The sequence below is a fragment of the Leucobacter sp. UT-8R-CII-1-4 genome (assembly GCF_030010235.1).
Taxonomy (GTDB): domain Bacteria; phylum Actinomycetota; class Actinomycetes; order Actinomycetales; family Microbacteriaceae; genus Leucobacter.
Genome location: NZ_JASCRS010000001.1, coordinates 793,195 through 807,525, shown reverse-complemented (window position 1 = coordinate 807,525; position 14,331 = coordinate 793,195). Strand labels below are relative to the sequence as shown.

Here is a 14,331-nt window from a genome sequence, read left to right as displayed (position 1 = left end):
GTCATGGATGTGTGCACGCCCATCGCGCCCGGAGGCTAGCGTGAAACCAACAGCATCAACCACGGAGCGCGAAAGCACCAGCGCTTCGGAGCACGATTCGGAGCAGTCGGTGACTGAGCAACCGACAAGCCAGAGCTCAAAACCTAAGATCTGGGTACGCATCATCGCGGTACTCGCGGTGATCTTCACAGCCTGGCACATCTTCGCATCATTTCTATGGATCGCTCCCTACTCCGAGAACGCCAGGGAAGTGGTGCCGAGCAATATGCTTTCGGGCTACATGATCCCGCTCTTCGGGCAATCATGGAGTGTGTTTGCGCCAGAACCAATCAACGGTGACTACCACTTCAACGTGCGAGCCGTGGTCACCAATAGCGACGGCACTGAAGAAACCACCGGCTGGGTAAGCGCGACAGACGTCGAGCTATCAATGCTGAAATACAATCTTTTTCCACCACGAGGTGGCATCCAGTCGAGTGAGCTGGCTTCAAGCTACAAGGGTGCATTCGACGCTATGAATGACGTGGATCGCGCGGTCATCGGCGGGGACTTCACCGTGCCTGATTGGGAGATCGGGTTGCAGGCTGCACTCGAACAGCGGGAAGACACGAGCGGTGGCAGCGCCGAAGCCCGCGAAAAGAAAATCGCCGAGCTGCTGAAGGAAGAACATCGCAGCACGGCCTATGCCACACAGGTTGCCCGTGCGATCTGGGGTGACGGCGTCACTCAGGTGCAATATCGAGTGAGCAGGCAGAACATCATTCCTTTCAAGGATCGACACAACCCTGACGCAGTGCGACCAGAGCCGACCATCGTTTTGCCGGGCTGGCGTGACCTGGTTGTCAACGAGGGCCAGAACGACGGCAATTTTGGCGACGTGTTTCGCGGTCAGTTCGAGAGGATCACAAAATGAGCGAGCAAGGCACCACACCGGTAGCGCGCTTTGGCGCTTTTGTTGGCAGCCTGATTTCCGGCGCCTGGATGGCGGCGATGAACGGCATTGGCTCGGCCATCGCCTGGTTCGAAGCTTGGCTTTTCAACGGTAAAAAGGCGTTGTACGGCCTTGCCGTGACCAGGATGATCTTCGGCGTCACAGCACTGGGCTTGTTGCTCGCCAACTTCAGCACCCGCCTGTACACCTTTGGGTCGGGGTCTGCTTGGAACGGTGAAATCGCAGAACCGGTGAGTGATTTTCCTAGAATCTGGCTGTTCAGCGCGTTCCACGCAGTAGCGGCCAACGACGTTGGATTCACGCTGCTTTACCTGCTGCTCATGGTGTTGGCCGTGCTGTTTATGATTGGCTGGCGCTTTCGTATCGTGCTTCCGGTCTTTTTTGTGCTCTGGGTGAGCTTCATCGAGATGAACGACATGGTCGGCGATCAGGGCGACAATATGTTCCGCATCGCCATGATTCTGTTGTTCTTCGCGGATCCGGCAGCACGCTGGTCGATTGACGCTCGCCGGCGGGCGAAACATGAGTGGTTCGCCGAGGGCAGCTCGCCAAGACAGATTGGCACGGTGCTGCACAATCTGGCGCTGGTTGCACTGACCGCGCAGGTCGCATTTGTGTACGGTTCTGGCGCGCTTTACAAGGCGCAGGGCACACCTTGGGCGCAGGGTTGGGCCGTCTACGATCCGCTGCAAACCGCACGATTTGGCACTTGGCCGGTGCTGAGTGATCTGATCACTGCGTGGGGACCAATGGTAGCGATCGGTACTTGGGGCTCAATTATCTTGCAGTCGATCTTCTTGCTCGCCCTGCTCTCGCGACCGACGCGCCTGATTGCGCTGTTTGGGATCCTCGGTTTCCACATCATGATTGGCGTGCTGATGGGCCTGCCTTGGTTCTCGCTCACCATGATTGCGATTGATTCGATCTTCATTCGGGACCGAAGTTGGAAACGACTCACCAGCGGTTTTAGCCGGCGCTGGAACGACGCCATGCGGGCGCCTGAGCCCGCGTAGCGATCTTGTCGCGCAGGAATGCTGGTGCAGCGTTATCGTCGAGGTTCGATTTCTTCGGAGAGGGAGCTTTGCAGCAACAAGATGAAGGCGTCAACCCGTTTTGCTAGGTATCCGATGTGAAAGCTTGCGGTCCGAAACTTTGCTGTTTTGAGGAGTTCTAGGAGTTCAGCCTTTGGCGCGTCGTGTTGTAGTTTCTGCACGATGAGGTCGAGAAAATCATCGACATCGTCAACGTTGTATCTCTCTCGGAACTTCGTGATAGAGAATTTTGACTGCTGAATCTGCGCGATGAGATCATCACGAGATGGAACCACATTTGACATAGGAGAGCCTTTCGCTGCTGGGCACTCATCGTAAGTCATCTAGCGGCCGATCCTGACAACCAGCAACGGGTTGCCGCGGATCGAAACACACTGTTTCTATCGAGATCGTCTCTTTCAGCACCGAAAAACCAGTGTGTTTCGCGAGAAGCAGTGTGTCTCGCCAAAGCGTGCCCGCCTCACGCTGGGGCACCCACCACCGCCCAATGTGCCGATCCCGCCGAAAACAAGCGATATTTGCGGCAAGTATCTGTTGTTTTCGACGGGATCGGTACTTCTCGACGATTGCGGGGTCGCGGGCTTATGCTGATGCCGTGAACGCTAATGAGGCCGTTATCTCGGCCAAGGCTCTTACGGTGCGGCGCGGTCGCCACACCGTGTTTGACGGTGTCGACCTTGAGATTCCGCGTGGCCAGGTGACCGGCTTGCTCGGTCCCTCCGGCTGCGGCAAAACCACCCTGATGCGCAGCATCGTCGGAGTGCAAGCCGGAGTCGATGGCGAGGTGCTGGTGCTTGGCGAATCGGCGGGTTCGCCCAAACTGCGAAAACGCGTCGCCTACGCCACCCAGGCAGCTTCGGTCTATGACGATCTCACTGTCGCACAGAATCTGCGCTATTTTGCGCGGGTGCTCGGTGCCTCCAAACAGGACGCCGCGCGGGCGATGAGTCTGGTCGGCCTTGAAGCTCAGGCGAAGCAGCGGGTCGAAGCCCTCTCGGGCGGTCAACGTGGCAGGGTTTCGCTTGCCGTTGCGCTGCTGGGCAATCCGGAACTCATCGTGCTCGATGAGCCAACGGTGGGTCTTGACCCAGTGTTGCGGGCCGAGCTCTGGCAGCTCTTTCGAGAGCTCGCCGATAATGGAGCGTCACTCCTGGTGAGCAGCCATGTGATGGACGAGGCGCTACGCTGCGACCGCCTATTGCTGATGCGTGCCGGTCAGATCGTGGCAGACACCACGCCGCAAGAACTTCTGCAAAGCACCGCTACGAACGACCCAGAGCAAGCGTTCCTTGCGCTTATTGCCGCGCACGAGCGCTCAGGCGGTGACTCGCGATGAATATCAACCGAAGTTTCGCAACCGCCGGTCGTGTACTGCGACAGCTCAGCCATGATCCGCGCTCCATTGCACTCATGCTGCTCATGCCGAGCCTGCTCGTGGGGCTCTTCGCCTGGTTATTCAGTGACCAAGAGGGTGCCTTTGACCAATTCGGCGGCCCGATCCTCGCGCTCTTCCCCTTCATTTTGATGTTCGTGGTGACCTCGGTAACCACTCTGCGCGAACGTCGATCGGGCACACTCGAACGACTCATGACGACGCCGCTTGCAAAGTCAGATTTTATTGTGGGCTATGCGATTGCTTTCGGACTGATGGCGATTTTGCAGGCACTCATCACCGTAGGGTTTGCGGTATGGGTGTGTGGGCTGCAAATTGATGGGCCGAGTTGGCAATTGGGCGCGGTAGCGGTGCTTGATGCCTTGCTTGGCACGGGGCTTGGACTATTTGCGAGCGCTTTTGCGCGCACAGAATTTCAAGCGGTGCAGTTTATGCCGGTGTTCGTGTTTCCGCAGATTCTGCTCGGTGGCCTGCTGATGCCGCGCGATCAGATGCCAGATATTTTGCAGCGTATTTCAGACTGGTTGCCACTGAGCTATGCCATCGATGCGGTAAACGCGGTTTCGGCCGGCGACGAGGGCTGGGATCTTGGCAAACCACTCGTTGTTATTGCCGCGGTCACCCTGGTCGCGTTGATTCTTGCTTCGCTTACGCTGCGTAGACGCACGCCGTAGCCCTCCTTTTTTTCATCGTTGGATCGCTTCGTCAAAGCGGGGTGAATATGCTGGGGGCATGCGCCTCTATCTCGCCTCGACCTCGCCCGCTCGACTCGCAGTGCTGCGCGCTGCAGGGATCGAACCAGTGTGCTTCTCGCCTGAAGTTGATGAAGAAGCTGAAGTTGCTGCTCGTGAGGCGCAGATCGGTCGCGCGCTTACCGCGCCAGAGCTCACTGAGTACCTTGGCAGGTTGAAAGCGGAAGATGTGGTGCGCCGCCACGGCCATGAAATCGACGGCTTGGTGCTCGGTGGCGACTCCGCTTTTTTGCTTGACGGTGAAATTCTGGGCAAACCGCACGAGCCAGAAATCGCGTTGGCCCGGGCAAAACAACATCGCGGGCAGACCGGTGTGCTGCACTCAGGTCACTGGGTGATCGACCACAGCGGGGGATCGGTGCGGGGTGCGCAGGGTGCAGTGGATACTGCAACCGTTTCACTCGCCGCAGATGTGAGCGACGCCGAACTCGAAGCTTATGTTGCTACGGGAGAACCGCTCGAGCTCGCGGGCGGGTTTGCGATTGACGGTCTCGCCGGTGCGTTCATCGAACACATCGAGGGCGCGCCAAGCTGCGTGATCGGGCTTTCGTTGCCAGCTCTTCGCCGGCTGGTGGTAGCGCTGGGTCACGACTATTCGAAGCTCTGGAACCTCAGCGCCTAGCCGGGTGACAGCACCCGGGGCGCCCTGCGATCCAACGTAAAACGTGAGCGCAGGACACCCCAAGGTGAGAGGCACTTATCCCATCGCTACCGCGAGCTCATTTGGCGTGAAGTCGAACTCAGAACTCGCAAGGATTTTGCCGCTCTTGAGGTCAACCGCATGCACTGAGTTCGTGGCCGGTTCGGTGATGTAAGCGATGTCGCCGTTTACCTTAATCGCGGGGTGAGCGTCTTGCCACTCGGCTGGGCCCTGCCAAGGATCGACCACAGGGTACGAATCGGTCAGCTTGCCGCTTGCCGGATCGAGCACATGGATTTGGCCGTCGTTTGACAAAATGTAGGCCAGATCGCCGGGCCCGCGCGCGATATCGCGGAAGGTGTAGCGCACCTCGGCAGGAAGATTCACGACCTCGTAGCTCTGCTTCTCGGTGTCGATCAGGGTGACCGCGCTCAGCAAGTAACCTTCAGCGTCTGGATCATTCTTGTAGTCACCAACCACGAGCGGGCTAGTTTCTGAAACAAAGGCGTTGCCCATGCGGCCGTAGCTATCCGGTGCGGTGAGCTTCGTGAACTCGCCGTTGGCGTAGAGCAGTGCGCCGTTTTCGCAGCCGAACACCACTACCTCGTTGGCGGCGGTACCCTCGCCGTGGATTCCGGGGCACTCATTGCTGACGGCCTCTTCGTGCCAGTGGTCATCATGCGGGTGCAGGGCGGCGGCACCACTTCGACCATTTGAGTCGCCAACGGTGGTGAGCAGGGTGCCATCGCGAAGCACAATTGATACGCCGTGGTGCGGTGCCGCAGCGGTGTACGTCGAAGTTTCAGCTGGCGCCTGGTATCCACCCGCGAAAGCAGCGGTATCGAGCACGGTCGTGGTGCCGGTGCCATCGTCGTAGAGTACGGTCTTGCCCTCGTGGGCGACTACGTGGCCAGCGGTTTTGGCATCAAAAACCAGATCGGTGAGTTTCAGGTCGGCGGTATCAAGCATCTGGAACCCGGCTGAGGTGGTGACCGCAACCGTGCGCTTATCGCCGAAGGTGTTCAGGCGAGTGAATTCTTCGGTCGAGAATTCTTGGAGCACCTCTAGGGTTTCGGGATCGAGCACGGCGATACCGCCCTCGTACGAAACTGCGACGCGGCCCTCGGCAGCTCCCTGGCTGCTGCTCGGGTCGTCCGCGGTAGTGCTTGCGGCGGTGCCACTAGCGCACGCGGTCGCGAGCAGCGTGATTCCTGCGAACGCCGCGGTGGTGGCGATCACTCGGAAGTGTGATTTCATTGTGTTCCTTTCGGGTGGTGCTCAGCTGTTGAGCCCGTTGGTAATGCGCTCCGTATTGGCTCGCATCATGGTCAGATAGCTGTCGGCGCCCTCTCCGGGCTCTGTCAGCGATTCGGTAAAGAGTTCTACGACACTCACGTGCACTCCGGCCTCGCTTGCGAGCACCTGCACCAAGCGATCGGACTGTGAAGCTTCAGCAAAAATTGTTGGCACTCCGGCTTGCTCAATCGCGATACTCAGTTCGCGCAAGTCCGCGGCGCTCGGCGATGCGAGCGTGGTGCCGCCTGGAATCACCGCGCCGACTATCGTGAAGCCGAAACGCTCGGCGAGATAACCAAAGACGTGGTGGTTTGTGACGAGGGACCGGCGCTCGCGCGGTATCGAATCAAATGATTGCTGCATCTGCGTGTCAAGCTGCTGCACTTCGTTTCGATAGCGCTCAGCGTTGGATCGTATGGCTGCGGCGTCAACGCCAACAATTTCAGAAAGAGCAGCCTCAAGGCCGTTGACCACGTCGAGCATGCGTGCTGGGTCAGTCCAAAAATGGGGGTCGGGTGTGCCTGCGGCGTCCGCGCTGCGGTAATTCAGCACTGAGATGTGTTCACCAGCCACAAATTGCTTCACATCTTGAGCGGCGGCCCGGTCGAGGTGCTGTTGTAAACCTTCTTCGAGACCGAGGCCGTTTGACACAATCAGATCGGCCGAGCTGAGAAGGGCAGCCTCCTGCGCCGAAATCTCGAAGGAGTGCGGGTCGGCATTCGGCTTCATCAGTGTGGTGACGTGAGCCTCATCACCGGCGATCTCCTCAACCACATCGCCGAGGATGTTGGTAGTCACTACGATCTGGGGAACATCGTTTGTGCTGACCGTCGCGCAAGCGGTGAGACTTACGCTCAGCAAGAGCGCGGCGAGTGCGCTGAAAGAAGTCATGGCTGCGACGGCGCCGCTTCTTTGACGGAGAGATCCTTGGTTCACCGGCCAACCTCCATCAGCCAAAATGGTGTGGTCGGAGTCTCGAGCGTTCGGGCAACCCGGACCTCACCCGAATAGGCAATCTCGTGTACCAGGCCTGCGTTCGGGTCATTGACGTAGGCCCGCTGATCGTCGACCAGGAGTGAGGTGCTCTCGGTTACCTCAGTTAGGAGTGCGTCAGTTGAGCCAACGAGTTCTCCGGTGCTCGCAAGATAGACCTGTACACGCCCGTCGGCACTGAGCGCGAGCACGTGACCTTCGGCATCATCAACAGCGGTGACTCGCGTTAGTGCGGTGTCGCTGGCCACAAATTGCCAGCTTTGCTCGCGAGTGTTCAGCAGCCAGAAACCATCGTCTCCGGCAAGAGCAGCAACGCTGGGCCGGCCTTTTCTCGCTTGAAACTCACCTGCTCTTGGTGCGGCGATATCGGCAGGATAGGGCAACATTTCGATCGAGGGATCGGTGTTCTGTCCGGTCCCGAGGTTTGCCAATACGGCTCCCTCGGCGCAGCCAATGATGAGGGCCGCTCGGGTCGTGATTGATCCTTTCGGCTCAGTGCAAGCAATGGCGTGATCGCTTTCGCTACCGTCTGCTGAGTGCCAGATCAGTTGGTTGCCGTGGCTTACGAGGGCGCCGTCGCCAAGTGGGGCGGTGACGCCGATGCCTGATCCCACGTGTACTCGAAATTTCTCGTCGAGGCGTCCTTCGGCAAGCGCTGAGTTGTCGAGCAACACCGCATCGCCCGAACCGGCGAAGTAGATTCCGGTGCCGCCAGCTGTAGAAAGCATGCTGGTTGTGACGGTGGCGGGGCCTTCGCCCGCCAGGTTGCCGAGTGGTTGAAAGTCGGCGCGGTAGTAGTGAAAATGGTCCACGTGATCCCAGGTCCACCGGCCGGAGTCGATTACTGCAATCCCGTTGGCGGTGGTGATAAATCCGTAGCGTCCATCACTCGCGAGGGCGAGGGGCTGCTGCTGCTCGCCAACTTGTTCGGCTTCATCGTTGAGTAGGTCGAGTAAGCCGATCTTTCCGGTGGAATCTATCGAGACAAGGGCGAGGGGCGGCTCGGCAACTTCTTCGGCACCACTGATCTTGCCGTGACCACTGCCGACAGAGTCGGAAGCGGGGTCGGTGGTGTGGGCGTGGGGCTGTGAGGTGCAGCCAGCTAGCGCAACGATCACTAGCGGTAGTGCAATGAGCGAGTGTCGCAAGTTCATTGTGATGCCCTTTCTGGGGTTGGAGTGGGTGAGCCGATGTTTGCGAAGCGCACGGTCAGGTGCCGGGCAAACGAGGAGGCTGCGGCAATAAGGATCGCCGCGCCTGCGATAGACGCCCCAGCTGCGGTGCTGAAGTGCCACGAAACAAGCAGTCCGATCGTCACCGCGACAGTGCCTGCGACCGCGGCAAGCAGCATGATTGCCGGGATTCGCTTGGTCCATGGCCTTGCGGCGACTGCTGGTGCGAGCAGTAGGCCGACCACGAGCAGCGTGCCGACCGCTTGGAATGAAGCGACCACGGCAAGGGTGACGAGTCCGACGAGCACTGTTTGTGCCAGACGGGGTGTGAGGCCGAGAGTGCTGGCGATCCGCGTATCGAATGCTGCGGCGACAAATGCGCGATGAAACATTGTGGCCACAACGATGGTCACGGCAAGCGCGATTGTCAGCATGATCACTTCGCTGTCTCGGATGGCCAGGATGTCACCAAATAGCAGGGCGGTGGCATCGGTCGCAAAACTGCGTGAGTGCGAGACGATGATCACGCCGAGCGAGAGCATGGCGACAAACAGTAGGCCGATGCTGGTGTCGTAGGAGAGTTTGCCTCGTCGCTGTAGCAGGCCAATGGCCGCGCTCATCACGATGGCGCTTGCTGCGGCTCCAAGAATTAGTGGAGCGCCGGTGACTGTGGCAATGGCGACTCCGGGGAGCATGCCGTGACCGATTGCTTCGCCGAGAAATGCCATTCCGCGAATGACGACCCAGGTGCCAACGATGCTGCAGATGGCAGCGACGAGTATGCCGCCAGTTAGGGCACGCGCAAAAAAGTCGGCTTCGAATGGCGCGAACCAGGCGTCGAATATCGGGGTCATGAGAAATCACTATAGAGTAAAAATGAGAATCATTATCAATTAAGGAGCGAAAGAAAACTATGCCAGAGGTGCTTTTCCTAAACGGAGTGAGCTTTGCCTACGCCGAAACTGACGTGCTGCACGAAGTATCGCTCGCCGTGCGCGGCGGAGAAATAACCGCGTTGACCGGGCATAACGGATCAGGCAAGTCGACGCTGCTCGAGATTATTGCTGGCGTACTCAAGCCGAAATGCGGCACGGTCTCACAACACGAAGATCTTGCCCTGGTGCTGCAACGACCGAGTGCGCCAGAAAGTCTGCCGCTCACCGCGCGCGAAGTCGTAGCCATGGGCACCTGGAAGCGTGGCGCACGACTGAGTCGCGCCGCCGCGCGGACCGCCGTTGACCGTGCGCTTGAGCGCGTCGACATGTCACAGTACGCAAACCGGCCGCTGGCAGACCTCTCTGGCGGTCAACGCCAACGAATTTTCCTGGCGCAAGGAATAGTGCGACAACCTGGCGCTCTGCTACTTGACGAACCAGCCACCGGTCTTGACCGAATGAGCTCTGCTCGCACACAGAAGATTCTGCGCGAAGAAGCTCATCGCGGCGCGATAGTGCTGTGCGCCACGCACCACGATGAAGCCATCGAGCAGGCTGACCGAACGATCAGGCTTGAGGAGGGTCGCGTAGTGGGTTAATTGAGCATTCCGAGAAAAGCCACGTCGTCGATGAAAGCTCCGCGCTGAGCCTTGAAAGAGTCATCGTCCTCGGTAGATTTGCTCACGAACTCAAGAAATCTTGAGGAGCCTAGTAGCTCGCCCGAGCTGCCACGGAGGTATCGCCTGGGGATCCAGCGCTCTGTTTCACAAAACGTTCTGCGAGAGCCTCCGTGCCACGCGCCAGCAAGGCAACATCGGCACCGACGAGAATGAAATCGACACCTGCCTCAATGTAGTTGTCGGCCCGTGCCGGGTTGAACGCATTCACGCCCACCGGCTTGCCCTCTGCGTGCACAAGCTCAATCGTTCGCTCAACAGCCGCAACAACTTCTGGGTGTTCCTGGTGACCGAGCAACCCCATCGAAGCGGCCAAATCACTGGGGCCAATGAACACGCCGTCAACGCCCTCAACTGCGGCGATTTCGGCGGCATTGGCCACGCCCTCAGCAGTTTCAATCTGCACAAGCACGGTCAGGCCCGCTCTCGCCTCGGCAAGATAATTGTCGATTCTGTTCCAGCGGGCCGCGCGAGCTAACGCGCTACCAACGCCGCGGATTCCGTCAGGAGGGTACGCAGCAGAAGCGGCAACCGCCTTTGCCTCGGCAGCCGTATTCACCATAGGCACCAACACAGATTCAGCGCCGAGATCGAGCACCTGTTTCATGATCACCGGATCTTTACCCGGCAGCCGAACCACCGAGTGCACGGGGTACGCGGCGCTCGCCTGCAATTGTGCGAGCACCGATTCGAGGCCGTTCGGAGCGTGCTCGGTATCAATCAACACCCAGTCAAGACCCGCACCCGCGCAGATCTCGGCGGCGATGGGGCTACCGGAGCACACCCAAACGCCGACTTTCGCTGCACCGTCTTCGTTGAGTTCGGCCCGAAAAGAGGCAGCAGGGGCTATACGAAGCGACACGTGACAGCACCCATTCCGTGAAACTCTGCATGCATCACATCGCCAACTTCGGCCCACACCGGCCTGGTGAACGAACCACTGAGAATGACCTGACCGGCCTCAAGGCGCTCACCATGCGGGGCGAGGCGGTTCGCAAGCCATGCGACGCCGGCGGCGGGGTGACCGAGCACCCCACCAGAGAGTCCAGTTTCTTCGATCACTTCATTGCGGTACAACATGGCGCCCTGCCAGCGCAGATCGATTGACTCAGGAGCAACCGGGGTTCCGCCGAGAATCATCGAGCCAAGAGCCGCGTTGTCGCAAATTGTGTCGACAATGGTGCGCCCCTCCATCTCGATGCGAGAATCAAGAATCTCGAGAGCTGGCACCACGAACTCCGTTGCGCGAAGCACATCGTGTGTGGTCACCCCCGGGCCGGAAAGATCTTCCCTCAGCACAAAAGCCAGCTCGACCTCGACTCGGGCTCCCGTATACTCCTCATGCTTGAGCACCACGCCTGACTCGTACGCTTGATCAGCGAAAATAACACCGTAGTCGGGCTCGGTGATTCCGGTCGCCACCTGCATAGCGCGCGACGTCAAACCGATCTTGTGCCCGATGACCCGGCCACCAGCAGCAACCCGAGCGTCGCGCCAAGCGCGCTGTACCGCGTAGGAATCTTCGACGGTCATTCCCTCGAAACGGGGCACGAAGCGCGCTGCCGGCACGCGGGTACGGGCGGCCTCTGCGAGTTCTTGGGCGATTTGCTGGTGCACGGCGGCGTCAAGCATGGGGTGTTCCTCTCAGGCTGCTGGGGTGGTGAGCAAGTGCGCGGCTGTTGAACGAGCCGATGAAGGGTGCGCGTCGATGGTGTCCCAGAACACGCCAAGTGCGTCGCTCGGGTGCTCCACGCCGTGCCGACGAAGCGCGTCAACGAGCGCAGAAAGTGCGGTCTCGGCAACTCGTTCGCGAGCGGTTTCGGCCATGTGGCCAAAGCGAATGACCTTCCCAGCCCAGGCTGCGCCGAGCCCGCCAGCAGCCGCAATACCGTGGTCATTGCTGAGCACGGCGAGCACCTCTGCTGCCGAGATACCCTCTGGCGGAGTGAGCACCGTCACCGTTTCTGAGCGGCGATCTTCGGCATCGAGAAAACCAAACCCTAGCCGTGCTGCGGCGGCCTGAAACGCGCGGGCAACCCGCTCGTGACGTGCCTGACGTTCGGTGAGCCCTTCTTCGAGCGCCAGTTCGCATGCTCGTTGCAGCGCAAATACGCCGTGAGTGTTCATCGACCAGTTCATTCGGCGTGCGCCGAGTGCCTGTGCGCCGCCGCGTTCGCGCGGAAGCCAGGTGTTCCACCAGCGAGCGAGGTCAAGGAAGTATGAGCGAGCAATGCCGGTCGGGCGAGCGTGCAGTGCCTCAATCGCCCTGTGCCCGAGACCAATAATTGCGAGACCGGTCATCCCGCCAAGGGCCTTTTGCGAACCCGAGACCACGACATCGATATCTTGTGTGGCCATATCGAGTGGTGCGGCACCGAGCGAGGCAACAGCATCGACCATCAGGAGTGCACCGTGCGCGTGACAGCGTGCTGCCAGTTCGGTGAGATCTTCTGGGGCAAAGCGCAACCCTGTGCTGGTCTCGGTTTGTGCCACCGAAACCATAAATGGCTGGTGCTGCACGATTGCCGCCTCGATCGTGTCGAGGCTTGATCGATCACCGGGCAGCGCGCAAACGGTAGCCGTGGGGATCGCTTGCGACGCCATAACGTCAAGAAACATGCCACTGAATACGCCGGTGTCAACAACCAAGACAGGCCGTTCGCCATCGGTGAGGCTCGTTGCAACAGACTCGAGCCCGCCACGCCCGCTTACCGGCAGCACGACAACCTCGCCATCGGCTGGCACCCCGAGAATGGTGCGCAGCATGTCGCAGGTGCGATCAAACTCAACCGTGAATTCTGGGTCGGAGTGGTGGATCACTGGCCGCATGGTGGCCTGCAACACCCGAGGGTCAATCTGTGTTGGGCCTGGCTGCAGCATGAAGCGGGACATCGGACTTCTTTCGTAGCAGAGTAAAAGGGGCGGTGGATCAGCGGCGGCCGCGTGCGAGCCGGCGTTCGAGCCAGACCGCAAACGCGTTGACCGCGAGGTTGATCACGATAAAGATGGCGGCACCAACGATGAAGGTCGGCAACAGGTTGTGGTAGGCGCGGCCCACCTGGTTGATGGCGTACACCAGCTCGTGGAACGACACGATGTAGCCGAGGGCAGAATCCTTCAGCAGCACAATCACCTGGGACACGATCGTGGGCAGCATGGTGCGGAACGCTTGCGGCAACAGGATGAACCACATGGTGCGGAATGAGCTGAGCCCGATGGAGAGGCCGGCTTCGCGTTGACCGCGAGGTACTGCGTTAATGCCGGCACGAATAACTTCGGCGAGCACCATGCCGTTGAAGAGTGCGAGTCCGCCAGCCACCGCAACAAACGCCGAGACGTCGAAGATCATGAAAATGGCAAACATGATCAGCAGCACGGGGAGGCCACGGAAGAACTCAATGCACACGACGGCGATGGTCCTGATCCAGCGTTTATGCGAGAGCCGCATGAGCGCGAACACGACACCAATCACCAGTGCAAAGAAAGCGCCAACGAGTGCTGACTTCAGCGTGTTCAGGAGGCCTTCGAGAAGCACTCGCTGAATGTCGCCGTAGAGAAAGGGTGTCCATTTTTCGGGAGCGAGTTGCCCGGTTACCTGGAAGCGATACACCACATAGGCGATTACCGCGGCCAGGCCAACCCAGACAACTGCTGAAACGATGCGGTTGCGCCGACGACCGAGTGGGCCAGGCGTCTCGTAGAGTGCGCTGAGGTCGCTCATCGCTGCACCGCCATTCTGCGTTCGAGTACGGAGGAGAGCCAGCCGAGGCTCAGGGTAAGAATCAGGTAGGCGGCCGCAGTTGCCACCAAGAGGGTGAGCACGAGGTCACCTCTGATCTCGACGGCATTGCGCATAGCCGAGATGAGTTCTTTGTTGTTGAATGCCGACGCGATCGACGTGTTTTTCACCATCGCGATCACATGGTTTGCAATTGGGGGCACGACCGCACGGATCGCCTGGGGCAGAATCACGAGGGTAACGCTTTGCGAAAAGGTAAGCCCGATGGATCGCGCAGCCTCAGCCTGGCCTACCGGAATGGTGGCAAAGCCAGAGCGGATCGCTTCGCTAATAAAGGCTGCGGTGTAGCAGGAGAGGCCGATCACCGCGTAGATGAATGAGCGAGTCGCGGTGTCGTCACCGAACTTTACGTCAAGGTAGGGCAGGCCGAACGCGCAAAAGAAGAGTACGAGTGTCGACGGAGTGTTTCGCATGACAGTGACGTATGCGCCAGCTGCTCCACGCAGAACGGGAATCGGCGAAATACGCATGATCCCAAGTAGGGTGCCAAGCAGCATCGAGAAGACGAAGGTCCATGACGCGAGTTTGACTGTCCCCCAGAATCCGGAGACGAATAGCTGCACGATAGTTGCGGTATCCATGGGGTTCACTTCCTCTCACCGGTGGTGGTGGCCGGGGCCCGAAGGCCGGGTTGTTTCCGTGGGCGGGCACTGCCCGCCCACGGTCCGGT

The 14,331-nt window shown here is 59.6% G+C and carries 16 protein-coding genes; 6 read left to right on the top strand and 10 right to left on the bottom strand.

Going from position 1 to position 14,331, the window contains the following annotated elements:
- The first annotated feature begins 40 nt into the window (after positions 1 to 40).
- Positions 41 to 913 (top strand): DUF5819 family protein, encoded by an 873-nt coding sequence (locus tag QBL02_RS03555; protein WP_282724978.1) that lies wholly within the window; start codon positions 41 to 43, stop codon positions 911 to 913.
- Positions 910 to 1,965, top strand: a complete 1,056-nt coding sequence (locus QBL02_RS03550; RefSeq protein WP_282724977.1) for an HTTM domain-containing protein — start codon at positions 910 to 912, stop codon at positions 1,963 to 1,965. Before QBL02_RS03555 ends, QBL02_RS03550 begins: the two co-directional genes overlap by 4 nt.
- 32 nt (positions 1,966 to 1,997) lie before the next feature.
- On the opposite strand, the gene QBL02_RS03545 is transcribed toward QBL02_RS03550, so the two are convergent.
- Positions 1,998 to 2,288, bottom strand: coding sequence for a hypothetical protein (locus tag QBL02_RS03545; protein WP_282724976.1), 291 nt, complete (start codon positions 2,286 to 2,288; stop codon positions 1,998 to 2,000).
- Positions 2,289 to 2,599: 311 nt separating this feature from the next.
- Here QBL02_RS03545 and QBL02_RS03540 point away from each other — a divergent pair, with 311 nt between their 5' ends.
- The 3 genes from QBL02_RS03540 to QBL02_RS03530 are packed head-to-tail and all read left to right on the top strand — an operon-like array spanning position 2,600 to position 4,771.
- Positions 2,600 to 3,340: an ABC transporter ATP-binding protein gene (locus QBL02_RS03540; RefSeq protein WP_282724975.1), complete on the top strand. Its 741-nt coding sequence runs from the start codon at positions 2,600 to 2,602 to the stop codon at positions 3,338 to 3,340.
- Positions 3,337 to 4,071, top strand: a complete 735-nt coding sequence (locus QBL02_RS03535) for an ABC transporter permease (RefSeq protein WP_282724974.1) — start codon at positions 3,337 to 3,339, stop codon at positions 4,069 to 4,071. Before QBL02_RS03540 ends, QBL02_RS03535 begins: the two co-directional genes overlap by 4 nt.
- A gap of 58 nt (positions 4,072 to 4,129) precedes the next feature.
- Positions 4,130 to 4,771 (top strand): nucleoside triphosphate pyrophosphatase, encoded by a 642-nt coding sequence (locus tag QBL02_RS03530; RefSeq protein WP_282724973.1) that lies wholly within the window; start codon positions 4,130 to 4,132, stop codon positions 4,769 to 4,771.
- Positions 4,772 to 4,846: 75 nt separating this feature from the next.
- On the opposite strand, the gene aztD is transcribed toward QBL02_RS03530, so the two are convergent.
- The 4 genes from aztD to aztB are packed head-to-tail and all read right to left on the bottom strand — an operon-like array spanning position 4,847 to position 9,104.
- Positions 4,847 to 6,046 (bottom strand): zinc metallochaperone AztD, encoded by a 1,200-nt coding sequence (gene aztD, locus QBL02_RS03525; RefSeq protein WP_282724972.1) that lies wholly within the window; start codon positions 6,044 to 6,046, stop codon positions 4,847 to 4,849.
- A gap of 21 nt (positions 6,047 to 6,067) precedes the next feature.
- Positions 6,068 to 6,976: a zinc ABC transporter substrate-binding protein AztC gene (gene aztC / locus QBL02_RS03520; protein ID WP_282724971.1), complete on the bottom strand. Its 909-nt coding sequence runs from the start codon at positions 6,974 to 6,976 to the stop codon at positions 6,068 to 6,070.
- 41 nt (positions 6,977 to 7,017) lie between these two features.
- On the bottom strand, positions 7,018 to 8,232 hold the full coding sequence (locus QBL02_RS03515; RefSeq protein WP_282724970.1) for an ABC transporter: 1,215 nt from the start codon (positions 8,230 to 8,232) through the stop codon (positions 7,018 to 7,020).
- The gene (aztB, locus tag QBL02_RS03510; protein ID WP_282724969.1) at positions 8,229 to 9,104 is read right to left on the bottom strand and encodes a zinc ABC transporter permease AztB; all 876 of its coding nucleotides are present in this window, start codon (positions 9,102 to 9,104) and stop codon (positions 8,229 to 8,231) included. The genes QBL02_RS03515 and aztB overlap by 4 nt, the downstream gene beginning before the upstream one ends.
- A gap of 59 nt (positions 9,105 to 9,163) precedes the next feature.
- Between aztB and QBL02_RS03505 the strand changes: the two genes are divergently transcribed.
- Positions 9,164 to 9,784 (top strand): metal ABC transporter ATP-binding protein, encoded by a 621-nt coding sequence (locus QBL02_RS03505; protein WP_282724968.1) that lies wholly within the window; start codon positions 9,164 to 9,166, stop codon positions 9,782 to 9,784.
- A gap of 109 nt (positions 9,785 to 9,893) precedes the next feature.
- Here the strand turns inward: QBL02_RS03505 and QBL02_RS03500 are convergent, their stop codons facing one another.
- Genes QBL02_RS03500 through QBL02_RS03480 form a run of 5 tightly spaced genes read right to left on the bottom strand, consistent with a single transcriptional unit; the run spans position 9,894 to position 14,242 of the window.
- Positions 9,894 to 10,724, bottom strand: a complete 831-nt coding sequence (locus QBL02_RS03500) for an aldolase/citrate lyase family protein (RefSeq protein WP_282724967.1) — start codon at positions 10,722 to 10,724, stop codon at positions 9,894 to 9,896.
- The gene (locus QBL02_RS03495) at positions 10,709 to 11,494 is read right to left on the bottom strand and encodes a fumarylacetoacetate hydrolase family protein (RefSeq protein WP_282724966.1); all 786 of its coding nucleotides are present in this window, start codon (positions 11,492 to 11,494) and stop codon (positions 10,709 to 10,711) included. Before QBL02_RS03495 ends, QBL02_RS03500 begins: the two co-directional genes overlap by 16 nt.
- Before the next feature lie 12 nt (positions 11,495 to 11,506).
- On the bottom strand, positions 11,507 to 12,754 hold the full coding sequence (locus QBL02_RS03490; protein WP_282724965.1) for an aminotransferase class V-fold PLP-dependent enzyme: 1,248 nt from the start codon (positions 12,752 to 12,754) through the stop codon (positions 11,507 to 11,509).
- 37 nt (positions 12,755 to 12,791) lie between these two features.
- The gene (locus QBL02_RS03485; RefSeq protein WP_282724964.1) at positions 12,792 to 13,583 is read right to left on the bottom strand and encodes an amino acid ABC transporter permease; all 792 of its coding nucleotides are present in this window, start codon (positions 13,581 to 13,583) and stop codon (positions 12,792 to 12,794) included.
- Positions 13,580 to 14,242: an amino acid ABC transporter permease gene (locus QBL02_RS03480; protein WP_282724963.1), complete on the bottom strand. Its 663-nt coding sequence runs from the start codon at positions 14,240 to 14,242 to the stop codon at positions 13,580 to 13,582. Before QBL02_RS03480 ends, QBL02_RS03485 begins: the two co-directional genes overlap by 4 nt.
- Between the last annotated feature and the right edge of the window lie 89 nt (positions 14,243 to 14,331).